Genomic DNA, 21,965 nt, shown 5'->3' on the forward strand with positions numbered 1-21,965 from the left:
GCAATAATGCCGTATACACCGATGAGCGATCTTGGACAGCAGGGCCTGTTTGACATCACGCGCATACTTTTACAACAGCCCGACCTTGGCGCATTGAGCGATGCCCTGACCCGGCTGGTCAGGCAGTCAGCGCTGGCGGACAGCGCCGCCATTGTGCTCTGGCATAGCGCAACCCACCGCGCGAGCTATTTCTCAACGCGTGATAACGGCAAAATCTTCGAATATGAAGATGAAACGTTTCTGGCCCACGGCCCGGTGCGGCGTATTCTCTCCCGCCCGGAAGCCCTGCACTGCAATTTTGACCAGTTTCGCCAGGCCTGGCCGAAGCTGGCAGAGAGCAACCTTTATCATCCGTTCGGCCACTACAGCATGCTGCCGCTGGCGGTGGAGGGGCAAATTTTTGGCGGCTGCGAGTTTATCCGCACTACCGACCAGCCCTGGACCGAGGCGGAGTACGAGCGGTTGCATACCTTCACGCAGATTGTGTCCGTCGTGGCAGAGCAGATCCAAAGCCGCGTCACCAATAACGTGGATTACGACCTGCTGAGCCGCGAGCGCGATAACTTCCGCATTCTGGTCGCCATCACCAATGCCGTACTCTCGCGTCTCGATATGGACGAGCTGGTGAGCGAAGTCGCCAAAGAGATCCATCACTATTTCAGGATCGACGCCATCAGCATCGCGCTGCGCGGGAACCGGAAAGGCAAGCTGAACATCTACTCCACCCACTACCTTGATGAAGCTAACCCGGCGCACGAGCAGAGCGAGGTGGACGAAGCGGGAACCTTGTCTGAACGGGTATTTAAAAGCAAAGAGATCCTGCTGTTGAACCTGAGCGAGCAGGATCCGGTAGCGCCCTACGAGCGGATGCTGTTTAACACCTGGGGCAACAAGATCCAGACCCTGTGCCTGCTGCCGCTGATGTCCGGCAACACCATGCTCGGCGTGCTCAAACTGGCGCAGTGCGATGAAGCCGTATTCACCACCGCCAACCTGAAGCTGCTGCGCCAGATCGCCGAGCGTATCTCCATCGCGCTGGATAACGCCCTCGCCTATCAGGAGATCCACCGCCTGAAAGAGCGGCTGGTGGACGAAAACCTGGCGCTGACCGAGCAGCTCAACAACGTGGACAGCGAGTTTGGCGAAATCATCGGGCGCAGCGATGCCATGTACAGCGTGCTTAAGCAGGTGGAGATGGTGGCCCAGAGCGACAGCACGGTGCTGATCCTCGGTGAAACCGGCACCGGGAAAGAGCTGATTGCCCGGGCGATCCACAACCTGAGTAACCGCAACAGCCGCCGGATGGTGAAGATGAACTGCGCGGCGATGCCAGCTGGCTTGCTGGAAAGCGATCTGTTCGGCCACGAGCGCGGCGCCTTTACCGGCGCCAGCAGCCAGCGGCTGGGCCGTTTTGAGCTGGCGGATAAAAGCTCTTTGTTCCTCGACGAAGTGGGCGATATGCCGCTGGAGCTTCAGCCTAAGCTGCTGCGCGTTTTGCAGGAGCAGGAGTTTGAGCGTCTCGGCAGCAATAAGCTGATCCAGACCGACGTGCGTCTGATTGCCGCCACCAACCGCGATCTGAAAAAGATGGTCGCCGACCGCGAGTTTCGCAGCGATCTTTACTATCGCCTGAACGTCTTCCCGATTTGCCTGCCGCCGCTGCGCGAGCGCCCGGAAGATATCCCCCTGCTGGTGAAGGCCTTTACCGCGAAGATTGCCCGCCGGATGGGGCGGAATATCGACAGTATTCCTGCCGAAACGCTACGTACCCTTTCGGCGATGGAGTGGCCGGGGAACGTGCGCGAGCTGGAAAACGTCATTGAGCGCGCGGTACTGCTGACGCGCGGGAACGTCCTTCAGCTCTCTTTGCCTGAGGTCACCCATCAGGAAGCCTCCACGCTTTCGGCAGAAGTCGCGCAGGAAGGCGAAGATGAATATCAGCTGATTTTGCGCGTACTGAAAGAGACCAACGGCGTGGTGGCCGGACCGAAAGGCGCGGCGCAGCGGCTGGGGCTGAAGCGCACCACCCTGCTCTCGCGCATGAAGCGTCTGGGAATTGATAAAGAGAGCCTGATTTAACCCGTCATTCCGGCGCCGTTCATGGCGCCGCCTTTCATTACTCTGCGTAATTGTTCCACATTGACACAATATATTTTCCTCTGTATAAAATTCCGCCTTAATAATGCGTTTCATTTGCATCAACATAATTTTAATGAAGGGTAGCGTTTAATGAAAAAGGTTCTCTGTGCGTTAGGCCTGGCGGTTGCATCAATGAGTACAGCTCTGGCTACCACCTACCCGCTCACGATAGAAAACTGCGGGTATAAAGAGACATTCACCAAAGCGCCCGAGCGCGTCGTTGCCCTGGGTCAGAATACCGTTGAGATTTTGTTGCTGCTGGGTCTGGAAGATAAGGTGAAAGCCAGCGCGTTCTGGCCGACCAAAGTCTTGCCGCAGCTGGCGGAGCAGAATGCCAAAATCAACACCCTGACGGTAGAAATCCCGACCCTTGAATCCATCCTTTCGCAAAACCCCGACTTCGTACCTGCTCAGCTGCCGCTGCTGCTCGGACCGGAAAGCAAGGTTGCCAAACGAGAAGATCTGGCGACCGTGGGGGTAAACAGCTACCTGTCGCCGGGCATGTGCGCCACCAAAAAAGCAGCGGGCGACATGTACGGCAGCCGTCAGATGCTGTGGGACATGACCTACCTTTATAAAGAGATCGAAGATTTCGCTAAAATTTTCAACGTCGAAGCGCGCGGCCAGGCCGTTATCGCCGATTTCAAAAAACGTGAAGCAGACCTGCGCCAGGAATTTGGCAAAAACAAAAAAGACCTCTCCTTTGTTTTCTGGTTCTCAAGCTCCTCGCCTTCGGCTGACGCCTATGTAGGCGGTAAAAACAGTGCTTCCGGCTTTATTGCCAACGTGCTGGGCGGCCATAACGCCATTACTTCTGAAACCGAATGGCCGACCGTGGGCTGGGAAAGCATTATTGCCGCCAATCCGGACGTGATTGTGGTTTCAAGCCTGGATCGCAACCGCTGGGCACTGGATAACGCCGAAGAAAAAATCAAATTCCTGAAAAGCGATCCTGCCGTCAGCCAGCTCGACGCGGTGAAGAAAGGTCATATCGTGATAATGGATGGTCAGGCCATGAACCCGACGATCCGCACGCTTTACGGTGCTGAACAGGTCGGCGAACAGCTCAGAAAACTGGGACTGAACTGATGACCACCGCCGTACTTCAGATGCGTCAGGGCGTATTCCTGACCGCGTCGTGCCTGCTCGCGTTCGTGCTGCTGTTTCTGGCGATCGCCTTTGGCGTGAGCCTCGGCGAGCTGTCTATCCCGCTGAACAACGTGTTCTACGCCATCAGCAATAAGCTGGGGCTGACCGACGTTCCGCTCAACCGCATCTATGAGAGCGTGATCTGGGACTTTCGCCTCAGCCGGGCGCTGGTGGCGGCGTGCTGCGGCGCCGGGTTAGCCATTTGCGGCGCCGTGCTGCAAAGCCTGTTGAAGAATGCGCTGGCGGAACCTTACGTGCTCGGCGTGTCGGCGGGGGCGTCAACGGGCGCAGTCTCGGTCGTCGTGTTGGGTCTCGGCACCGGCGCGGTGTCCCTTTCTGCGGGTGCCTTTGCCGGGGCGTTCGCCGCCTTTGCGTTTGTCGCCTTTCTGACGAACGGCGCGCGCGGCGGCAATGAACGTACCATACTGGCGGGCGTGGCGGCCTCTCAGCTGTTTAACGCCATCACCGCCTATACCATCAGCACCTCTGCCAGCGCACAGCAGGCGCGCGACGTGATGTTCTGGCTGCTGGGCAGCTTTAGCGGCGTACGCTGGCCTGAGTTTCAGCTGGCGCTGGTGGTCGTGCTGGTGGGGCTTGCCGTCTGTCTTTACTACTCCCGCGCGCTGGACGCCTTTACCTTTGGTGATGATGCCGCCGCCTCGCTGGGCATTGCCGTGCCATGGGTGCGCCTGGCCTTGTTCACCACCACGGCCCTGATCACCGCGACCATTGTCAGTATGGCGGGCTCGATTGGTTTTGTGGGGCTGGTCGTGCCGCACGTTATGCGTTTCCTATTCGGGCCGCTACACCGCACGCTGCTGATAGCCAGCGCGCTGGCGGGGGCGATCCTGATGGTGCTGGCCGACATCGCCTCGCGGATGTTGATTGCCCCGCAAAGCCTGCCGGTTGGCGTCGTTACCGCGCTGGTGGGCGTACCGTTCTTCGCCGTGATTATCTACCGCTCAAGGAATAAATGATGAGCATCTGCGCCGACAATATCACCTGGAAGGTAGGTAAAAAGGTTATCGTGAATAATGTTTCGCTGAAGGTTTCCCAGGGCGAAACGGTGGGTCTGCTTGGCCCTAACGGCTGCGGTAAATCCTCGCTGTTGCGCATTCTGGCGGGCCTGCGTCGCCCGGATGCCGGATGCGTAACGCTCGACGGACAGGACATTGCCCGCATCGCCAAAAAGCAGCTGGCGCGCCGCGTGGCGTTTGTTGAACAGCACGGAATGACCGACGCCAATATGCGCGTGCGTGACGTGGTCAAACTGGGGCGTATTCCGCACCACTCCCCCTTCTCGAACTGGAGCGCGCAGGATGACGAAACCGTCACCGCCGCCCTGCAACGCGTGGATATGCTGGATCGCAGCGAACAGGGCTGGCTGAGCTTGTCCGGCGGCGAGCGTCAGCGGGTACATATCGCCCGCGCCCTGGCGCAAACGCCTACCGAGATCCTGCTGGATGAACCGACCAATCACCTGGACATTCATCACCAGATGCAGCTCATGCAGCTCATCAGCGAGCTGCCGGTGACCAGCATCGTCGCCATTCACGATCTTAATCACGCGTCCATGTTCTGCGATTCGCTGATCGTGATGCAGCAAGGGCAGATTGTAGCGACCGGAACCCCGCAGGCCATTTTATCCGAGGAACTCCTCTGGGACGTATTCAGAGTGAAAACCAGAATCGAGATCTCGCCGTACCACGGCAAAAAGCACATTCATTTTATCGTGTAGGGACAAGTTGAAATGATGCCTCTTCGCCCTGCTACCACCCTCTGGCCGCCCGTTCTGCTGGGCAGCCAATTTGTGTTTAATATCGGCTTTTACGCGGTCGTTCCCTTCCTGGCGATCTTCTTACGTGACGATATGCTGCTCTCCGGCGGGCTGATCGGGCTGGTGCTGGGGCTGCGCACCTTCTCCCAGCAAGGAATGTTTATTGTCGGCGGCGCGCTTTCAGACCGGTTTGGCGCGAAGAGCGTGATCCTCAGCGGCTGCATTGTCCGCGTGGCGGGTTATCTGCTGCTGGCCTTTGGGCAATCGCTGTGGCCCATCATTCTGGGGGCCTGTCTGACGGGCATTGGCGGCGCGCTGTTCTCACCGTCAATAGAAGCCCTGCTGGCAAAAGCGGGAACGCAAAGTGAGGCAACGGGTAAACGCAGCCGTGCGGAGTGGTTTGCGCTGTTTGCGGTGTGCGGTGAACTCGGCGCCGTACTCGGCCCGGTGATGGGTGCCCTGCTGACGGGGCTGGGTTTTCGCCAGGTTGCGCTCGCTGGCGCAGGGATATTTATCGTTGCGCTGGTGGTGCTCTTTTTCTGCCTGCCTGCGGCGCCCCACAGCTCGAAGCCGCTGAAAATTCTGCCCTGGTGGACGACGTTCCGTCAGCCGCGTTTCGTCGCCTTTATCATTGCCTACAGCTCATGGCTGTTAAGCTATAACCAGCTTTATCTGGCGCTGCCGGTGGAGATCCAGCGCGCCGGTGGCAGCGAGAAAGACCTGGGACCGCTGTTTATGCTGGCCTCAGTGCTGATTATCGTTCTGCAATTGCCCCTCGCCCGCTTCGCCCGAAAAGTGGGCGCGGTGAGGATTTTACCGGTGGGCTTTTTGCTGCTCTCCGCCTCGTTTGCCAGCGTGGCGCTCTTTGCGGCGACTGAGCCACCGGAAGGCTGGCTGCGCCTGCTGCCCTCCGCAAGCCTCGTCACGCTGTTAACGCTCGGACAGATGTTGCTGGTGCCGTCGGCAAAAGATTTGATCCCATATTTTGCCGAGGAGTCGACGCTTGGGGCGCACTATGGCGCGCTCTCCACCGCCGGCGGCGTTGCGGTGCTGGCGGGGAATTTAGGGTTAGGCAGTCTGCTGGACAAGGCGCTGGTGCCCTCAACGCAAGCCATTTACCCCTGGCTGCTGCTGGCGGTATTTCCGCTGTGTAGCGCCGTCGCCCTGAGCGTGATTTGTCGCCCATTGCAGCGCTGAGTCAATTATTTTTTGGGCCGATACTTTTCCGGTAATTCCGGCACCGGACGGCGATCGTCGATCAGATGACGGATAGTCAGAATCGGATGACGCCATAACATTCGTGGCCCTGCCCAGCGCATCACCTGCTTCATCTCTTCCCGTCTGGCGGGCTGATAGCAGTGTACAGGGCACTGTTTGCAGGCGGGCTTTTCCTCACCGAACACGCATTTATCCAGTCGCTTATCGGCATACGCCTTCAGCGCCTGATAATGTCCTTCTTCCCTTGAAGCCTCAGGACACTGGCGTTCATACAGCGCGATCATTCTGTCGATCGTCTTTTTTTCGCGTGAAATTCGTTTACCGGACATGACGTCGTCCTCACCAATAAAGTGCATTTATAATACCTTTTTATCTGCGCATTTTCAGTCATTGCATTCCAATTTCTGAAGCGTCCTTCCAGAATTACCCGTCCCCCCGCTGCTTTTTACTGGTATTTTATACAGGCATGAAGTACCACCTTTGCCCTGTTCACCGGAGAGCCTATGCAGCAGATCGCGATCGCCAAACCCTATCGTCACTTAAAAGTGGGTTACTTCAGAAAACGCCATGAAGATCGTAAAACGAAAATCCCAAAACGCTACAGCGTACACGCCGCGCTGAGCCTGAAAGGGGACTGGCTTGAAAAGGCGGGGTTTACCACCAACTCTCAGGTTCGGGTGGGCGTCGAGCACGGGAAAATCGTCATTGAATTGATGGCGGAAGAAGCCTCGTAAAGTCGTGACTTTTTTCTGCGCCGCACCTTTTTTTCATGCGACAATAGAAGGAACAATCGGCCATTGAGCCGCTCAAAGCGTAATATTTTCAAAGAAATGGATATCATAACTCCATGAGCACAATCGACAATTTCGACGCACATACGCCGATGATGCAGCAGTATCTGAAGCTGAAAGCACAGCATCCAGAAATTCTGCTGTTTTACCGTATGGGCGATTTTTATGAGCTTTTTTATGACGATGCGAAACGTGCGTCTCAGCTGCTCGACATTTCCCTGACGAAACGTGGCGCATCGGCAGGTGAGCCGATCCCGATGGCGGGCATCCCGCATCACGCGGTTGAAAACTATCTGGCGAAACTGGTGAACCAGGGCGAGTCTGTCGCCATCTGCGAACAAATTGGCGACCCGGCAACGTCGAAAGGCCCCGTTGAGCGCAAGGTCGTGCGCATCGTCACGCCGGGAACCATCAGCGATGAAGCCCTGCTTCAGGAGCGCCAGGATAACCTGCTGGCGGCCATCTGGCAGGACGGTAAAGGGTTTGGCTACGCCACGCTGGACATCAGCTCCGGTCGTTTTCGCCTGAGTGAACCGGCTGACCGTGAAACCATGGCGGCCGAGCTACAGCGCACCAATCCGGCAGAACTGCTCTACGCAGAGGATTTCGCCGAAATGGCGCTGATCGAAGGCCGCCGCGGCCTGCGCCGTCGTCCACTGTGGGAGTTCGAAATTGATACCGCGCGCCAGCAGCTGAACCTGCAATTTGGCACGCGCGATTTGATTGGCTTTGGCGTGGAAAATGCACCGCGTGGGCTGTGTGCAGCAGGCTGCCTGTTGCAGTACGTGAAGGATACGCAGCGTACCGCCCTGCCCCATATCCGTTCCATTACCATGGAGCGTCAGCAGGACAGCATCATCATGGATGCCGCCACGCGCCGCAACCTGGAGATCACACAAAACCTCGCTGGCGGCATTGAAAACACGCTGGCGTCGGTGCTCGACAGCACGGTTACCCCAATGGGCAGCCGTATGCTTAAACGCTGGCTGCATATGCCGATTCGCAATACCGAAACGCTCATTGGCCGCCAGCAAACCATTGCCGCATTGCAGGATCGTTACACCGAGTTGCAGCCGGTACTGCGTCAGGTGGGTGATCTTGAGCGAATCCTTGCACGTCTGGCATTGCGCACCGCGCGTCCACGCGATCTCGCCCGTATGCGTCACGCTTTCCAGCAGTTGCCGGAACTGCGCGCTCAGCTGGAAGAAGTCGACAGCGCGCCGGTGCAAAAGCTCCGCGAAACAATGGGCGAATTTAACGAGCTTCGCGAGCTGCTGGAACGCGCCATCATTGATGCGCCACCTGTTCTGGTGCGCGATGGCGGCGTCATTGCCCCGGGTTACAACGAAGAGCTGGACGAATGGCGCGCGCTGGCCGATGGCGCGACGGATTATCTGGATAAGCTGGAAATCCGCGAGCGTGAACGTCTGGGGCTCGATACTCTGAAAGTCGGCTACAACGCCGTACACGGTTACTATATCCAGATCAGTCGTGGCCAGAGCCACCTGGCACCGATTCACTACGTTCGCCGCCAGACGCTGAAAAACGCCGAGCGCTATATTATCCCCGAGCTGAAAGAGTACGAGGACAAAGTTCTCACGTCGAAAGGTAAAGCGCTGGCGCTGGAAAAACAGCTTTATGACGAGCTGTTCGATATCCTGATGCCGCACCTGGCTGACCTGCAACAGAGCGCCGCCGCGCTGGCCGAGCTGGATGTGCTGGTAAATCTGGCCGAGCGCGCCGAGACGCTGAATTACACCTGCCCAGCCTTCACTGACAAACCCGGCATTCGCATTACCGAAGGCCGACACCCGGTGGTTGAGCAGGTGCTGAACGAGCCATTTATTGCCAACCCGTTGAACCTGTCACCGCAGCGAAGAATGCTGATCATTACCGGCCCTAACATGGGCGGTAAAAGTACCTATATGCGCCAGACAGCCCTCATCGCGCTGCTCGCCTATATTGGCAGCTACGTTCCTGCGCAGAAGGTTGAGATTGGTCCTGTCGACCGAATCTTCACACGCGTGGGTGCGGCGGACGATCTGGCGAGCGGTCGCTCTACCTTTATGGTCGAGATGACCGAAACCGCCAACATTCTGCATAACGCAACAGAGAACAGTCTGGTGTTGATGGATGAAGTGGGACGCGGTACGTCCACCTATGACGGCCTGTCTCTGGCCTGGGCGTGTGCGGAAAGTCTGGCAAATAAAATCAAGGCGCTGACGCTGTTCGCGACTCACTATTTTGAACTGACACAGCTGCCAGAGAAAATGGAAGGCGTGGCTAACGTCCATCTTGATGCGCTTGAGCACGGCGATACCATCGCCTTTATGCACACGGTGCAGGACGGCGCGGCAAGCAAGAGTTATGGCCTGGCCGTCGCCGCGCTGGCGGGCGTGCCGAAGGAGGTGATTAAGCGCGCGCGTCAGAAATTGCGTGAGCTGGAAAGTTTGTCACCGAATGCGGCAGCCACGCAGATAGATGGCACGCAGATGTCGCTGCTGGCGGCCCCGGAAGAGACGTCTCCGGCCGTGGAAGCGCTGGAAAACCTGGATCCGGACTCGCTGACGCCGCGTCAGGCGCTGGAGTGGATTTATCGGCTGAAGAGTCTGGTTTAGTTCTCTGCGGTCTGTTTTGCCGGGTGGCGGCTTCGCCTTACCCGGCCTACAAAACCCGTAGGCCCGGTAAGCGCAGCGCCACCGGGCAGAAGACCGCACAATATTATCGCCCGGTAAGCCTGGCGCCACCGGGCTTTTCCCTTACAGCAGAGGCGGGATCGTCGGCACCTGCGGTGCCTCGTCAATATCCTTCTGCGTCATACGGAATGCTTCAGGATAGTGTTCACGGCTGGTCCGGCGTAGCGGTTCGGTATTGCGCCAGGTATACAGACAGTGCTGACACTGGTATACCGTCCAGACACCTTTCACCGGTGATGTTGCCATCACCTCAATATGTTCATCGGCACAACGTGGACAAATCATTTTTTCCTCCTTATTGACGTGCCGCCAGCATCGCGGTCAGTTTTTCGGCCCAGGCTTTGGTTTCAGGGAGATCCTGTACCGGCTGGCTGTAGTGGCCACGGTTGTCCGGGGCGACAGGCGTGGTGGCATCAATGATCAGCTTGTCAGTGATCCCCGCCGGGCTGGAGCCGGGGTCAAGCTCCAGCACAGACATATTCGGTAGCTGTACCAGATCGCCCGCGGGATTGACCTTCGATGACAGCGCCCACATTACCTGCGGCAGGTTAAACGGATCGACGTCCTCATCCACCATAATCACCATCTTCACGTAGCCCAGGCCGTGCGGCGTGGTCATGGCGCGGAGCCCGACCGCACGAGCAAAACCGCCGTACCGTTTTTTGGTGGAGATAATCGCCAGCAGGCCGTGTGTGTACATGGCGTTAACCGCCTGCACCTCCGGGAATTCTGCCTTCAGCTGCTGATAAAGCGGCACGCAGGTGGCGGGCCCCATCAGATAATCAATTTCGGTCCACGGCATCCCCAGGTAGAGAGATTCGAAAATGGGTTTAGTACGGTAAGACACTTTATCGATGCGCACGACCGTCATGTTGCGTCCACCGGAGTAGTGCCCGGTAAACTCGCCGAATGGCCCTTCAATCTCGCGTTTCCGGCCTTCAATCACCCCTTCCAGGATCACTTCCGACCCCCACGGCACATCGAAACCGGTCAGCGGGGCCGTCGCAATCGGATATGGGCTTTCGCGTAGCGCGCCGGCCATCTCATATTCGGACTGATCGTATTTCAGCGGCGTGGCGCCCATCAGGGTGATGATCGGATCGTTACCCAACGTAATCGCAATGGGCAGATCTTCGCCGCGCTCTTCGGCCTTATGCAGATGCAGCGCGATATCATGCATCGGCACCGGTTGCAGGCCGAGCTTACGCTTGCCCTTCACTTCCATTCGATAAATACCGACGTTCTGCTTGCCGAAGTGATCGGGGTCGAGCGGATCGCGCGAGACAACGCACGCCTTATCAAGATAAAAACCCCCGTCGCCGTCGTTCAGGCGGAACAGCGGCAGAATGTCGAACAGGTTGATGTCTTCTCCGTCAACCGTATTCTCCGCCCAGGCCGGGTTTGCACGACGCTCTGGCGCGACCGGAAATTTGTCCCAGCGACGAATAAACTCGTCGATCTGTTTTTTCACCGGGGTATTCGCCGGCAGCCCCATCGAAATGGCGTGGTTTTGCCACGAGCCGATGGTGTTCATCACCACGCGGGCATCGGTGAAGCCGCGGATATTATCGAACCACAGCGCAGGCGCGCCATCGCCAATGCGCCCGGTAGCGTTGGCGGCCGCCGCCAGATCCGGCTCCGCGTTAACCTCTTCCTCAATTTTCAGCAGCTGCCCTTGCTCATCGAGCGCCTGCAAGAAGCTTCTCAAATCATCAAATGCCATCGTTATTCTCCTGTGAAAAATGTTTCGCTGCCTGCAAACCCTTCCAGCGTCGGGCTTTTTTATGCTCCAGACCAAACTGATCGAGCACCCGGGTCACGATATGCTGGGTGATGTCATCGGCGGTTTGCGGGTGGTTGTAGTACGCAGGCATAGGCGGCACCATCGCCACGCCCATACGTGAAAGGGCAAGCATGTTCTCAAGATGAATAGTGCTGAGCGGCGTTTCACGAGGGACGAGCACCAGCTTGCGCCCCTCTTTCAGCACCACGTCTGCCGCACGCCCCACCAGCCCTTCGGCGTAGCCCGCGCGGATACCCGCCAGCGTTTTCATGCTGCACGGGATGACGATCATGCCGTCGGTGCGAAACGAGCCGGAGGAGATGGTGGCAGCCTGATCGGCAGGGCTATGAACGACATCCGCCAGTGCGGCAACGTCATGCGCGGTGAAGGGGGTTTCCAGCTCAATCGTGGTTTTTGCCCACTTCGACATCACCAGATGCGTTTCCACATCAGGCATTTCCCGCAGCGCCTGCAACAGCGCCACGCCTAATGGCGCACCCGTCGCGCCCGTCATTCCTACAATCAGTCTCATTCAGCACCTCAATAAATTTGTTCGTATACGAACATATTAAGTAAACTACTCCTGGATCCTGCGCCTGACAAGATCGTTCGTACACGATCACACTTATCGCTAAAAACTCTCGCGTTAAAATTCAGGCCGAGAGCGGCTATCATAGAAGGAGTATTTTTCCGTCGGAGTGTTCATGGAGTTAAGACAAGAAGCTTTTCACCTGCTACGCCAGCTTTTTCAACAGCATACCGCCCAGTGGCAGCACGCTTTGCCCGAGCTGACCAAGCCACAATATGCGGTGATGCGGTCGATAGCTGAAAATCCTGGCATAGAGCAGGTTGCACTGACTGACGTCGCGGTGAGCACCAAAGCGACGCTGGCGGAAATGCTGAGCCGTATGGAATCACGCGGTCTGGTCAGGCGCGAGCACGATCCTGCGGACAAGCGCCGTCGCTTTGTCTTCCTGACGGCTGAAGGTGAGGCCCTGCTGGGAAGCAGTAAACCGATTGGAAATAAGGTGGATGAGGCGTTTTTAGGGCGCCTTAACGACGCAGAACGAGAGCAATTTGTAGCGCTCATCATAAAGATGATGCACGATTAACCAGCCCTGACGCGCATGAAATCAATAAACGTGCGCACTTTTGCTGGCACATGCTGGGCATCGGGATAGACGGCATAAATGCCCTGCTGAGCAAACGTATACGCCGGTAACAGCGAGACCAGATCCCCCGCCTCCAGTGCGTTTCGCACCAGCCACTCCGGCAACAGCGCCACCCCACATCCGGCGAGGGCAAAAGCCATCAGCGCCTGGGCACTGTCTGCATACAGGCGCGGTGCTTTTTTGATCTCAAAGGACACCGGATGTCTATCAACGCCTTTCACCTGCCAGCGCAGCGGCGAAGTTAAACGCTCGTGAATAATCCAGTCAGCATCTGCCAGCTGCTCCAGCGATTCAACCGGATGGTTTGCCAGCCAGCCTGGCGTTGCAACGGGCAGGATGGTGAAGGTGGTAATCAATGCGGCGTGATAGCGCGAATCGGCAAGCGTACCCAGCCGAATAGCGACATCGAAGCGCTCCGCGATAAGATCGGCATGCACAGAGGACGAGACATGCCGCACGCGAAGGTCCGGATGCTGCTGGCTAAATTCAGCCAGCAACGGCACCACAACCTGCGAGCCATACTCGGGCGTGGTAGTGATCCGCAGTTCTCCCGTCAGCCCGGCATGGTTGGCGCGAACGTCATCCTGCAATCGCTCGGCATCCCTTAACAGCATCACGCTTCGCTGATGAAAAAGCCTTCCTGCCTCGGTCAGCGTCAGGCGACGGGTGGATCGCAGCAGCAGAGTTACACCCAGCTCCTCTTCAAGCTGACGAATATGGAAACTGACCACCGCTTTTGTCAGCCCCATCGCCTCCGCCGCGGCGGTGAAACTGCCGGTGTCCGCTACGGCGATAAACATCGCCGTTCGCTGTAGATTAAGCATCGCTTGCCTGGCTTACTGTCAAAATAATGTTGACAGTATATCGTGCTTTGTCGCGTTTATCCGTAACGCCGGGGCCGATACGATACGCCACCTCACCGGAGGAACTTCCATGACGTATCGCAGCAAAATCGCCGTTGTCTTTCTGCTCGGCTTTTTCCTTGATTTGATAAACATGTTTATTGCCAGCGTCGCCTTTCCGGCGATGGCCCACGCGTTTAATACCACGCCATCTGCGCTTGCCTGGGTCAGTAACGGATACATTGCCGGGCTGACGTTAGTCATCCCTTTCAGCAGCATCCTGACGCGCCGCGTCGGGCCGAAGCGCGTTATCCTGCTCTCGCTGGCCCTCTTTAGCGCGGCTTCCGTTGCGGCGGGCCTCTCCTCTTCGCTGGAAAGTCTGATTGCATGGCGAGTAGCGCAGGGGGCCGGAGGCGGTTTACTGATCCCGGTTGGCCAGGCGCTGACCTGGCAACAGTTTAAGCCTCACGAGCGGGCCAGACTCTCCTCAGCGGTGATGCTGGTCGCACTGCTTGCCCCCGCCTGCTCACCGGCTGTGGGCGGCATGCTGGTTCAGACATTAAGCTGGCGCTGGATATTTTTTGCCACCCTGCCCGTCGCCATCGTTACCTTTGTTTTGGCCTGCGCGTGGCTTAAAACAGAAGTGTCACCGATAAAAACCACCAGGAGAGTAAATCTGTCTTTGCTGGCGGATCCGCTTTTGCGCTTATCCATGCTCATCTACGTGTGCGTACCCGGCATCTTTATTGGCGTAAACGTAACGGGCATGTATTACCTCCAGAACGAGGCCAATATGACACCCGCCGCAACGGGGATGCTTATGCTGCCGTGGTCTGTGGCCTCATTTTTGGCTATCACCGCGACAGGACGCTATTTCAACCGTATCGGCCCCCGGCCGCTGGTGGTCATCGGTTGCCTTTTGCAGGCGGCGGGCATTCTGCTTTTAATTAACGTCACCTCGGCAATGCTGTTACCTGCCGTTGCGTTTGCGCTGATGGGAGCCGGGGGAAGCCTGTGTAGCAGCACGGCTCAGAGCAGCGCGTTTTTGACGGTGCGGCGGGAAGATATGCCAGATGCCAGCGCGCTGTGGAATCTGAATCGTCAGCTGAGCTTTTTTATGGGCGCGCTGCTGCTGGCCCAGGTGCTGAGCACCATGCAGGCGAATATCGCGCCGCTGGCCGCCTGGCACGGGATGTTTATTTTTGCCGCAGCCATCACCCTGCTGCCCATACTGTACGTCTGTCGTCTTAACAACGCGCAGCTGCTTGCGCATCTGCAACAGGAGCAACCATGACGCATTTCGAACAAGAGATCCTCGACATCCACGTCGCACTTGAAAACTGGTTAGGTGAAGGCAAAGGCGATCCCGATGCCCTGCTCACCCGTTTCCACCCGGACTTTCTTATGGTCACGCCAGGTGGCACACCTTTAGACCATCACACCCTTGCTCAATTTTTAAACGCGCAGCGTGGAGCCCGGCCTGGGCTCAGGATCGGCATTGATGCGTTAAGGACGCTACAGACGTGGGACAACGGCGCGGTGCTTCATTACCGGGAGACGCAAACCCGGCCAGGCCAGCCCGTTAACGTGCGCTGGTCAACCGCGGTGCTCAATCAGGAAGGCGATACCATCAGCTGGCGTTTGCTGCACGAAACGGCGCAATCGTAAGGCATAAAAAAGGCCCGTCTCACGACGGGCCTTTTTCTGACGAATGGTTGCTTACTCGCGGAACAGCGCTTCGATATTCAGACCTTGCCCTTGCAGGATTTCACGCAAGCGGCGCAGACCTTCAACCTGAATCTGACGAACACGTTCACGGGTCAGGCCAATCTCACGGCCGACGTCTTCCAGTGTCGCAGCTTCATACCCCAGTAAACCGAAACGACGTGCCAGCACTTCACGCTGTTTGGCGTTCAGTTCGAACAGCCATTTAACGATGCTCTGTTTCATGTCATCGTCCTGCGTGGTGTCTTCCGGGCCGTTGTCTTTTTCATCGGCCAGGATGTCCAGCAGCGCTTTTTCGGAGTCGCCACCCAGCGGGGTGTCAACCGAGGTAATGCGCTCGTTGAGACGCAGCATACGGCTTACGTCATCAACCGGTTTGTCGAGTTGCTCTGCAATCTCTTCCGCACTTGGCTCGTGGTCCAGCTTATGGGACAACTCGCGCGCGGTACGCAGATAAACATTCAACTCTTTGACGATGTGAATCGGCAGTCGAATCGTACGGGTCTGGTTCATAATAGCCCGTTCGATGGTCTGACGAATCCACCAGGTCGCGTAGGTTGAGAAACGGAACCCGCGTTCCGGGTCAAACTTCTCAACTGCGCGGATGAGACCTAAGTTGCCCTCTTCAATCAGATCCAGCAGAGCCAGACCACGATTGCCGTAACGGCGGGCAATTTTCACGACCAGTCGCAGGTTACTTTCGATCATGCGACGACGCGAGGCAACATCACCACGCAAAGCACGACGTGCGAAATAGACTTCTTCTTCGGCCGTTAGCAGTGGGGAGTAACCAATCTCCCCAAGGTAAAGCTGAGTCGCGTCCAGCACACGCTGTGTGGCACCCTGCGATAACAGCTCTTCTTCAGCCAAATCGTTATCACTGGGTTCCTCTTCTACTAAGGCTTTTTCGTCAAAAGCCTCTGATCCGTTCTCATCAAATTCCGCGTCTTCATTTAAATCATGAACTTTCAGCGTATTCTGACTCATAAAGGTGGCTCCTACCCGTGATCCCTGGACGAGACACCCTGGCTGGCATGCCCCGTCAATTTATCGCTGCGGTAAATATTGCAGCGGGTTTACGGATTTCCCCTTGTAACGAATTTCAAAATGCAAGCGTGTAGAACTGGTTCCGGTGCTACCCATGGTAGCGATTTTTTGCCCCGCCTTAACTTCTTGTTGTTCCCGGACCAGCATCGTGTCGTTATGGGCGTAGGCACTCAGGTAATCATCATTATGTTTGATGATAATAAGATTACCGTAACCGCGCAGTGCGTTACCGGCATAGACAACGCGTCCGTCTGCGGTCGCGATGATTGCCTGTCCTTTACTGCCTGCGATATCGATCCCTTTGTTCCCCCCCTCAGAGGTTGCAAAGTTCTCGATAATCTTGCCGTCAGTTGGCCAGCGCCAGGTATTGATTGACGAGCTGGCATTCTGACTGCTTGCAGTCGGTACAGTAGAGCTAACCACAGGTGCCGTAGTCGGTGCTGTGACAACAGTCGCAGTACCTTTATTATTCGGCAACATTTTGTTAGCACTCTGATCACCTGAATCCTCAGAATACGTAATTACAGGTTGGGAAGCAACCGTCGTGGTGGTTTTTTGTGCAGGGGTAACGCTGTTATTTTGCGCGGTGACGTCGGCAGCCGAAACGGTGTTGCCTGGCGTAAGCGGTGTCCCCGTCGCGTTGCCAACCTGAAGCGTTTGCCCAACTTCCAGAGCATACGGGGCCTGGACGTTGTTTCGCTGTGCCAGATCGCGGAAATCGTTCCCGGTGATCCAGGCGATATAGAACAGCGTGTCGCCGCGCTTCACGGTATAGGTGCTGCCGCCGGTATAGCTACCTTTCGGAATGTTCCCATACTTGCGGTTATACACTATGCGGCCATTTTCGGTCTGAACAGGCTGATCGACTGGCTGAATCTGCGTAGGCTGCGTAACTGGACGCTGAACCGGCTGGATCTGCGGAGTTTGCTGCGCCGTTGAGGTGCCCATTTTAGGCGGAGGCGTGATCAACATTCCGCTGGACGTGTTACCCGAGCCGCTGGTTCCATTCACGGAACTGACGGGCGCAGGCGCGTTATTCGAATTTGAACAGCCTGCCAGCCAGAGCGAAACCAGTGATAATGCCGCAACACGGCTGATGGTGAATTTTGGGCTTCCCGCGCTCATTTATCCCCCAGGAATGTGTTAACTACCAGTGACTTAAAAATAACCGTGATGGCACGAACCTATCGCGCCACACCATACGCTGAATTTGCCTTAATAACCCTGGAAAAATCCGAGTCTCAGGCCAGCTCACCCTTAACCAGGGGCACAAAGCGCACGGCTTCCACGGTATCGATAATATACTCGCCGCCGCGTCGACGAACGCGCTTCAGAAGCTGCTGCTCATCTCCGACGGGCAAAACCAGAATGCCGCCCTCGTCCAGCTGCGAAAGAAGTGCAGCGGGGATTTCAGGTGGCGCTGCCGTGACGATGATGGCGTCAAACGGGGCGCGAGCCTGCCAACCCTGCCATCCATCACCGTGGCGTGTCGATACATTATGTAAATCAAGCTGTTTCAGGCGACGGCGCGCCTGCCACTGTAACCCTTTAATCCGTTCCACCGAACAGACATGGTGCACAAGGTGGGCCAGGATCGCGGTTTGATACCCTGAACCGGTGCCAATTTCCAGCACCCGGGATTCTGGCGTTAACTCCAGAAGCTCCGTCATCCGCGCCACCATGTAGGGCTGCGAAATCGTCTGGCCTTGCCCAATGGGCAGCGCCACGTTTTCCCACGCTTTGTGTTCAAACGCCTCATCTACAAACTTCTCACGGGGAACCTGAGCGAGCGCATCCAGCACCTGCTCGCTGGCGATCCCCTGAGCGCGTAATTGTTCCAGAAGAGTTTGTACACGTTTACTTACCATTGCGCGTTCACTCCGACCCGATCTAACCAGTCCGACACTACATCATGCGCGCTATAAGCGGTTAAATCCACGTGCAACGGCGTAACGGAAACGTATCCCTCATCCACCGCAGCGAAGTCGGTGTCTGGCCCCGCATCGCATTTATCTCCCGGCGGGCCGATCCAGTACAGGGTATTGCCGCGCGGATCCTGCTGGGGAATAACCTGATCGGCGGGATGGCGACTGCCGCAGCGCGTCACGCGGATCCCTTTAATCTCGTCCAGCGGGAGATCCGGCACGTTAATATTGAGGATACGTCCGGTACGCAGCGGCTCGCGGCCAAGCGCACGCAGAAGAGAGCAGGTCACCGCGGCGGCAGTGTCGTAGTGGGTGTGACCGTTTAACGAGACCGCCAGCGCCGGGAACCCCAGGTGACGCCCTTCCATCGCCGCGGCCACGGTACCGGAGTAAATCACATCATCGCCAAGATTTGGCCCCGCATTGATGCCGGAGACCACAACGTCCGGTCGCGGGCGCATCAGCGCGTTCACGCCCAGAAACACGCAGTCGGTCGGCGTCCCCATCTGAACGGCAATATCGCCATTCTCAAAGGTAAAGGTGCGTAGTGAAGACTCCAGCGTCAATGAGTTAGACGCGCCGCTGCGGTTACGATCGGGAGCCACGACCTGCACATCCGCAAATTCACGGAGGTGTTTCGCCAGCGTCTGAATACCTGGCGCATGGATCCCGTCATCGTTACTCAGCAATATTCGCATAATCACCCGACGTGTTGATAAGTTCCCTGACAACACTGGTGGCAAAGCTACCTGCCGGCAGCCAGAAGCGTAACTCGACGGTTACGTCATCCCACCAGTTCCAGCTCAGCTGTTGCGGGTAGAGGAGCATCGCACGGCGTGCCGCCTCGACCTTTTCCCGCACCAGCAATGATTGTAATTCCGGCGCATCCGCCACCGCTGACTCCTCAAAAACCCGCGCCTCGCCCTGGGTTCCCCAGTCGCCTGAGCCCGGCAAGGCGGCGGTGATCATCAGCGCTTTAGCGTCCACGCGCGACTGGACATCGGCCATCTCTTCGGCCGTTGCCACAAACCAGCTTCCGCGTCCCGCTAATTGTAGCGCATCGCCGACAACAACTTGATTCGCGTCCGGTTTTTTCAGCCGTTCGCTCACTATCTGATTAAACAACGTGCTGCGGGCCGCCGACAACCAAAAACTGCGTTTATTACGATCGCGCACCGGTGCATCGCTTTGCGCCCAGCGCAGCGCGCCCAGCAGGTTGCTGCCGCCGATCCCAAAGCGCTGCGCGCCGAAATAGTTCGGCACGCCGCGTTCGTTAATGGCCTTCAGGCGTTTTTCAACGTCTTCGCGGTCGGTCACTTCGCGCAGTACCAGGGTAAAGGCATTGCCTTTCAGTGCGCCCAGACGCAGCTTGCGCTTGTGGCGGGCGTACTCCAGCACCTTACAGCCTTCAAGCTCAAATTTGCTTAAATCAGGCATCGCATTGCCGGGCACGCGGGCGCAAAGCCACTGCTCGGTCACGGCGTGCTTATCTTTCTGCCCGGCGAAGCTCACCTCGCGGGCGTGAATGTTGAGGAATTTTGCCAGCGCGTCCGCCACGAAGCGGGTGTTGCAGCCGTTTTTCAGGATGCGCACCAGAATGTGCTCGCCTTCGCCGTCCGGCTCAAAGCCGAGATCTTCCACCACCACGAAATCTTCAGGGTTGGCCTTCAGCAGCCCATTGCCCTGCGGCTTACCGTGCAGATACGTCAGATTATCGAAATCCGTCATTTGGCCGCCTTCACCAGCAGCGCCACGGCCTCACAGGCAATGCCTTCGCCACGGCCGGTAAAGCCCAGCTTCTCCGTGGTGGTGGCTTTGACGTTGACGTCGTCCATATGGCAGCCCAGATCTTCGGCAATAAACACGCGCATCTGCGGGATATGCGGCAGCATCTTCGGCGCCTGAGCAATGATCGTCACGTCAACGTTGCCGAGGGTGTAGCCTCTGGCCTGAATGCGGCGCCACGCTTCGCGCAGCAGCTCGCGGCTGTCCGCGCCCTTAAAAGCAGGATCGGTGTCCGGGAACAGTTTGCCGATGTCGCCCAGCGCGGCGGCACCCAACAGCGCGTCGGTCAGCGCGTGCAGCGCCACGTCGCCGTCAGAGTGCGCCAGCAGGCCTTTTTCGTAAGGAATACGCACGCCGCCAATGATAATTGGGCCAACGCCGCCAAAGGCGTGTACATCAAAACCGTGTCCAATACGCATTATGCCTTCTCCTGAGAGGTCGTACGGGTAAGATAAAATTCCGCGAGCTGTAAGTCTTCCGGGCGCGTCACTTTTATATTATCAGCGCGCCCTTCAACAAGCGTGGGGTGAAAACCGCAATACTCCAGCGCCGAGGCTTCGTCCGTAATGGTCGCACCTTCTTTAAGCGCACGCGTTAAGCAGTCGTGGAGTAATTCGCGGGGGAAAAATTGTGGCGTCAGCGCGTGCCATAAATCAACGCGCTCAACGGTGTGCGCAATCGCCGGTTTACCCGGTTCGGCGCGCTTCATGGTGTCACGCACCGGCGCGGCCAGAATACCGCCCACTTTACTGGTTTCACTCAGGGCCAGCAGACGCGACAGATCGTCGTGATGCAGGCAGGGACGCGCGGCATCGTGCACCAGCACCCACTGCGCGTGTCCGGCAGCCTGAATGCCCGCCAGAACGGAGTCGGCCCGCTCGGCGCCGCCGTCAACAACGGTAATCTGAGGATGATTTGCCAGCGGAAGCTGCGCAAAACGCGCATCGCCGGGGCTGATGGCAATCACAACGCGCGTCACCCGAGGATGCGCCAGCAGCGCCGCCACGGCGTGCTCGAGGATCGTTTTATCACCAATTGAGAGGTACTGCTTGGGACACTCTGTCTGCATGCGCCGGCCAAAACCTGCGGCCGGCACCACGGCACAGACGTCCGAAAAAGTTGCTGCCATGTCGTAATCCTGGGCCTGATTATCGATTGTTTTGTGCGGAGCCCTGATTGCGTTTAGACGCATCCGGAACCAGACGATAAAACGTTTCGCCCGGCTTAGTCATACTGAGTTCATTGCGTGCGCGCTCCTCAATCGCCTCCTGGCCGCCATTGAGGTCATCAATTTCAGCAAAAAGTTGATCGTTACGCGCTTTAAGTTTGGCGTTTGTCGCCTGCTGTGCCGCGACGTCATCGCTCACCCGGCTGTAGTCGTGCAGTCCGTTTTTGCCGAACCACAGCGAATATTGCAGCCAGACCAGCAAAGCCAGCAACAGCAGCGTTAGTTTACCCATCCTGCCCCCTGAAAAAACGGCATCATCATCCCATAACTTTCCGCTGGACTCTACTGCGGGGTTTTAATTATGCCGTAAGTTAGCCCATCAGCCATAAAAACAGCAGACCAAAGATGACCACAACGGTGGCAATAGTGATGAGGGTACTATACAGGAGCTTGCCGTTGAAAAGGGAGTGCAGCGCAACGCCGACAACCACCGCAACGGGCATCAGCGCGAGGAAGAAAGGCCAGGTATAGAGGAAGAAGAAGAGTGTGTTTCCACCGTAGATCAAAAACGGGATACCCAGCGCCAGTAACCACGACACGAAGCCGACAATCGCCCCAGGAAAGGACCAGGTCGTCTCGTCGTCGGTCGTTAACGGTTCCGACCCGGTGGTAATAATGTAGTTTTCACTGTTGCGCATAGCTAATCCTGTGACCGTGACTCATCGCTCGGGAAGACAGCTCCCGAACG

General features: G+C 57.3%; 24 protein-coding genes. 10 read left to right on the top strand and 14 right to left on the bottom strand.

Annotated elements, in window-relative coordinates; translation table 11 throughout:
- The first annotated feature begins 6 nt into the window (after positions 1-6).
- From flhA to DBR02_RS04995, 5 genes are all read left to right on the top strand, one after another.
- Positions 7-2,079 carry a formate hydrogenlyase transcriptional activator FlhA gene (gene flhA, locus DBR02_RS04975; protein WP_107533603.1) on the top strand — a complete coding sequence of 691 codons (2,073 nt, stop codon included), beginning with the start codon at positions 7-9 and terminating at the stop codon, positions 2,077-2,079.
- Between the two features lie 150 nt (positions 2,080-2,229).
- Positions 2,230-3,228 carry an ABC transporter substrate-binding protein gene (locus DBR02_RS04980; RefSeq protein ID WP_107533604.1) on the top strand — a complete coding sequence of 333 codons (999 nt, stop codon included), beginning with the start codon at positions 2,230-2,232 and terminating at the stop codon, positions 3,226-3,228.
- Positions 3,228-4,265, top strand: coding sequence for a FecCD family ABC transporter permease (locus tag DBR02_RS04985; protein WP_107533605.1), 1,038 nt, complete (start codon positions 3,228-3,230; stop codon positions 4,263-4,265). The genes DBR02_RS04980 and DBR02_RS04985 overlap by 1 nt, the downstream gene beginning before the upstream one ends.
- Positions 4,265-5,026, top strand: a complete 762-nt coding sequence (locus tag DBR02_RS04990) for an ABC transporter ATP-binding protein (RefSeq protein WP_102750418.1) — start codon at positions 4,265-4,267, stop codon at positions 5,024-5,026. Before DBR02_RS04985 ends, DBR02_RS04990 begins: the two co-directional genes overlap by 1 nt.
- Before the next feature lie 15 nt (positions 5,027-5,041).
- On the top strand, positions 5,042-6,262 hold the full coding sequence (locus DBR02_RS04995; protein ID WP_107535618.1) for an MDR family MFS transporter: 1,221 nt from the start codon (positions 5,042-5,044) through the stop codon (positions 6,260-6,262).
- 5 nt (positions 6,263-6,267) lie between these two features.
- Here DBR02_RS04995 and DBR02_RS05000 read toward each other — a convergent pair whose 3' ends face one another.
- Positions 6,268-6,612, bottom strand: coding sequence for a nitrous oxide-stimulated promoter family protein (locus tag DBR02_RS05000; protein ID WP_173937206.1), 345 nt, complete (start codon positions 6,610-6,612; stop codon positions 6,268-6,270).
- Between the two features lie 174 nt (positions 6,613-6,786).
- Here DBR02_RS05000 and DBR02_RS05005 point away from each other — a divergent pair, with 174 nt between their 5' ends.
- Positions 6,787-7,017, top strand: a complete 231-nt coding sequence (locus DBR02_RS05005; RefSeq protein ID WP_063869382.1) for a SymE family type I addiction module toxin — start codon at positions 6,787-6,789, stop codon at positions 7,015-7,017.
- A gap of 113 nt (positions 7,018-7,130) precedes the next feature.
- Positions 7,131-9,692, top strand: coding sequence for a DNA mismatch repair protein MutS (gene mutS, locus DBR02_RS05010; RefSeq protein WP_107533607.1), 2,562 nt, complete (start codon positions 7,131-7,133; stop codon positions 9,690-9,692).
- Positions 9,693-9,833: 141 nt separating this feature from the next.
- Here the strand turns inward: mutS and DBR02_RS05020 are convergent, their stop codons facing one another.
- The 3 genes from DBR02_RS05020 to DBR02_RS05030 are packed head-to-tail and all read right to left on the bottom strand — an operon-like array spanning position 9,834 to position 12,085.
- Positions 9,834-10,055 carry a non-oxidative hydroxyarylic acid decarboxylases subunit D gene (locus tag DBR02_RS05020; RefSeq protein WP_033146398.1) on the bottom strand — a complete coding sequence of 74 codons (222 nt, stop codon included), beginning with the start codon at positions 10,053-10,055 and terminating at the stop codon, positions 9,834-9,836.
- A gap of 10 nt (positions 10,056-10,065) precedes the next feature.
- A complete protein-coding gene (locus DBR02_RS05025) occupies positions 10,066-11,493 on the bottom strand; it encodes a non-oxidative hydroxyarylic acid decarboxylases subunit C (protein WP_063451877.1) in 1,428 nt (475 codons plus the stop codon).
- A complete protein-coding gene (locus DBR02_RS05030; RefSeq protein WP_107533608.1) occupies positions 11,483-12,085 on the bottom strand; it encodes a non-oxidative hydroxyarylic acid decarboxylases subunit B in 603 nt (200 codons plus the stop codon). The genes DBR02_RS05025 and DBR02_RS05030 overlap by 11 nt, the downstream gene beginning before the upstream one ends.
- Before the next feature lie 172 nt (positions 12,086-12,257).
- Between DBR02_RS05030 and DBR02_RS05035 the strand changes: the two genes are divergently transcribed.
- Positions 12,258-12,665, top strand: a complete 408-nt coding sequence (locus tag DBR02_RS05035) for a MarR family winged helix-turn-helix transcriptional regulator (protein WP_063451879.1) — start codon at positions 12,258-12,260, stop codon at positions 12,663-12,665.
- Here the strand turns inward: DBR02_RS05035 and DBR02_RS05040 are convergent.
- Positions 12,662-13,549 carry a LysR family transcriptional regulator gene (locus DBR02_RS05040; protein WP_107533609.1) on the bottom strand — a complete coding sequence of 296 codons (888 nt, stop codon included), beginning with the start codon at positions 13,547-13,549 and terminating at the stop codon, positions 12,662-12,664. The genes DBR02_RS05035 and DBR02_RS05040 overlap by 4 nt on opposite strands.
- 109 nt (positions 13,550-13,658) lie before the next feature.
- Here DBR02_RS05040 and DBR02_RS05045 point away from each other — a divergent pair, with 109 nt between their 5' ends.
- Both DBR02_RS05045 and DBR02_RS05050 read left to right on the top strand, forming a co-directional pair.
- Positions 13,659-14,861 carry an MFS transporter gene (locus tag DBR02_RS05045; RefSeq protein ID WP_107533610.1) on the top strand — a complete coding sequence of 401 codons (1,203 nt, stop codon included), beginning with the start codon at positions 13,659-13,661 and terminating at the stop codon, positions 14,859-14,861.
- Positions 14,858-15,235 carry a DUF4440 domain-containing protein gene (locus tag DBR02_RS05050; RefSeq protein WP_107533611.1) on the top strand — a complete coding sequence of 126 codons (378 nt, stop codon included), beginning with the start codon at positions 14,858-14,860 and terminating at the stop codon, positions 15,233-15,235. Before DBR02_RS05045 ends, DBR02_RS05050 begins: the two co-directional genes overlap by 4 nt.
- A gap of 51 nt (positions 15,236-15,286) precedes the next feature.
- Here the strand turns inward: DBR02_RS05050 and rpoS are convergent, their stop codons facing one another.
- The 9 genes from rpoS to DBR02_RS05095 all read right to left on the bottom strand — a co-directional run bounded on the left by rpoS (position 15,287) and on the right by DBR02_RS05095 (position 21,915).
- A complete protein-coding gene (gene rpoS / locus DBR02_RS05055; protein ID WP_022649182.1) occupies positions 15,287-16,279 on the bottom strand; it encodes an RNA polymerase sigma factor RpoS in 993 nt (330 codons plus the stop codon).
- A 60-nt stretch (positions 16,280-16,339) separates the two neighbouring features.
- A complete protein-coding gene (gene nlpD / locus DBR02_RS05060) occupies positions 16,340-17,464 on the bottom strand; it encodes a murein hydrolase activator NlpD (RefSeq protein ID WP_063869369.1) in 1,125 nt (374 codons plus the stop codon).
- Between the two features lie 116 nt (positions 17,465-17,580).
- Positions 17,581-18,207, bottom strand: coding sequence for a protein-L-isoaspartate(D-aspartate) O-methyltransferase (locus DBR02_RS05065; protein ID WP_063451884.1), 627 nt, complete (start codon positions 18,205-18,207; stop codon positions 17,581-17,583).
- Entirely contained in the window at positions 18,201-18,962 is a 762-nt protein-coding gene (surE, locus tag DBR02_RS05070; protein WP_006811764.1) for a 5'/3'-nucleotidase SurE, read from the bottom strand. Before surE ends, DBR02_RS05065 begins: the two co-directional genes overlap by 7 nt.
- Positions 18,943-19,992 (bottom strand): tRNA pseudouridine(13) synthase TruD, encoded by a 1,050-nt coding sequence (gene truD / locus DBR02_RS05075; RefSeq protein WP_107533612.1) that lies wholly within the window; start codon positions 19,990-19,992, stop codon positions 18,943-18,945. The genes surE and truD overlap by 20 nt, the downstream gene beginning before the upstream one ends.
- Positions 19,989-20,468: a 2-C-methyl-D-erythritol 2,4-cyclodiphosphate synthase gene (gene ispF, locus DBR02_RS05080; RefSeq protein WP_063451887.1), complete on the bottom strand. Its 480-nt coding sequence runs from the start codon at positions 20,466-20,468 to the stop codon at positions 19,989-19,991. The genes truD and ispF overlap by 4 nt, the downstream gene beginning before the upstream one ends.
- Positions 20,468-21,178, bottom strand: coding sequence for a 2-C-methyl-D-erythritol 4-phosphate cytidylyltransferase (gene ispD, locus DBR02_RS05085; protein ID WP_064909830.1), 711 nt, complete (start codon positions 21,176-21,178; stop codon positions 20,468-20,470). The genes ispF and ispD overlap by 1 nt, the downstream gene beginning before the upstream one ends.
- Before the next feature lie 19 nt (positions 21,179-21,197).
- Positions 21,198-21,509: a cell division protein FtsB gene (gene ftsB / locus DBR02_RS05090; RefSeq protein WP_003862095.1), complete on the bottom strand. Its 312-nt coding sequence runs from the start codon at positions 21,507-21,509 to the stop codon at positions 21,198-21,200.
- Positions 21,510-21,588: 79 nt separating this feature from the next.
- On the bottom strand, positions 21,589-21,915 hold the full coding sequence (locus DBR02_RS05095; RefSeq protein ID WP_063869363.1) for a DUF3561 family protein: 327 nt from the start codon (positions 21,913-21,915) through the stop codon (positions 21,589-21,591).
- Between the last annotated feature and the right edge of the window lie 50 nt (positions 21,916-21,965).

It is taken from the genome of Enterobacter cloacae complex sp. (assembly GCF_900322725.1).
Lineage (GTDB): Bacteria > Pseudomonadota > Gammaproteobacteria > Enterobacterales > Enterobacteriaceae > Enterobacter > Enterobacter quasihormaechei.

Bases quoted from the DNA above. Each gene is read 5' to 3' on its own strand.
- flhA (WP_107533603.1), top strand. From the start codon at position 7: ATGCCGTATACACCGATGAGCGATCTTGGACAGCAGGGCCTGTTTGAC.
- DBR02_RS04980 (WP_107533604.1), top strand. From the start codon at position 2,230: ATGAAAAAGGTTCTCTGTGCGTTAGGCCTGGCGGTTGCATCAATGAGT.
- DBR02_RS04985 (WP_107533605.1), top strand. From the start codon at position 3,228: ATGACCACCGCCGTACTTCAGATGCGTCAGGGCGTATTCCTGACCGCG.
- DBR02_RS04990 (WP_102750418.1), top strand. From the start codon at position 4,265: ATGAGCATCTGCGCCGACAATATCACCTGGAAGGTAGGTAAAAAGGTT.
- DBR02_RS04995 (WP_107535618.1), top strand. From the start codon at position 5,042: ATGCCTCTTCGCCCTGCTACCACCCTCTGGCCGCCCGTTCTGCTGGGC.
- DBR02_RS05000 (WP_173937206.1), bottom strand. From the start codon at position 6,612: ATGTCCGGTAAACGAATTTCACGCGAAAAAAAGACGATCGACAGAATG.
- DBR02_RS05005 (WP_063869382.1), top strand. From the start codon at position 6,787: ATGCAGCAGATCGCGATCGCCAAACCCTATCGTCACTTAAAAGTGGGT.
- mutS (WP_107533607.1), top strand. From the start codon at position 7,131: ATGAGCACAATCGACAATTTCGACGCACATACGCCGATGATGCAGCAG.
- DBR02_RS05020 (WP_033146398.1), bottom strand. From the start codon at position 10,055: ATGATTTGTCCACGTTGTGCCGATGAACATATTGAGGTGATGGCAACA.
- DBR02_RS05025 (WP_063451877.1), bottom strand. From the start codon at position 11,493: ATGGCATTTGATGATTTGAGAAGCTTCTTGCAGGCGCTCGATGAGCAA.
- DBR02_RS05030 (WP_107533608.1), bottom strand. From the start codon at position 12,085: ATGAGACTGATTGTAGGAATGACGGGCGCGACGGGTGCGCCATTAGGC.
- DBR02_RS05035 (WP_063451879.1), top strand. From the start codon at position 12,258: ATGGAGTTAAGACAAGAAGCTTTTCACCTGCTACGCCAGCTTTTTCAA.
- DBR02_RS05040 (WP_107533609.1), bottom strand. From the start codon at position 13,549: ATGCTTAATCTACAGCGAACGGCGATGTTTATCGCCGTAGCGGACACC.
- DBR02_RS05045 (WP_107533610.1), top strand. From the start codon at position 13,659: ATGACGTATCGCAGCAAAATCGCCGTTGTCTTTCTGCTCGGCTTTTTC.
- DBR02_RS05050 (WP_107533611.1), top strand. From the start codon at position 14,858: ATGACGCATTTCGAACAAGAGATCCTCGACATCCACGTCGCACTTGAA.
- rpoS (WP_022649182.1), bottom strand. From the start codon at position 16,279: ATGAGTCAGAATACGCTGAAAGTTCATGATTTAAATGAAGACGCGGAA.
- nlpD (WP_063869369.1), bottom strand. From the start codon at position 17,464: ATGAGCGCGGGAAGCCCAAAATTCACCATCAGCCGTGTTGCGGCATTA.
- DBR02_RS05065 (WP_063451884.1), bottom strand. From the start codon at position 18,207: ATGGTAAGTAAACGTGTACAAACTCTTCTGGAACAATTACGCGCTCAG.
- surE (WP_006811764.1), bottom strand. From the start codon at position 18,962: ATGCGAATATTGCTGAGTAACGATGACGGGATCCATGCGCCAGGTATT.
- truD (WP_107533612.1), bottom strand. From the start codon at position 19,992: ATGACGGATTTCGATAATCTGACGTATCTGCACGGTAAGCCGCAGGGC.
- ispF (WP_063451887.1), bottom strand. From the start codon at position 20,468: ATGCGTATTGGACACGGTTTTGATGTACACGCCTTTGGCGGCGTTGGC.
- ispD (WP_064909830.1), bottom strand. From the start codon at position 21,178: ATGGCAGCAACTTTTTCGGACGTCTGTGCCGTGGTGCCGGCCGCAGGT.
- ftsB (WP_003862095.1), bottom strand. From the start codon at position 21,509: ATGGGTAAACTAACGCTGCTGTTGCTGGCTTTGCTGGTCTGGCTGCAA.
- DBR02_RS05095 (WP_063869363.1), bottom strand. From the start codon at position 21,915: ATGCGCAACAGTGAAAACTACATTATTACCACCGGGTCGGAACCGTTA.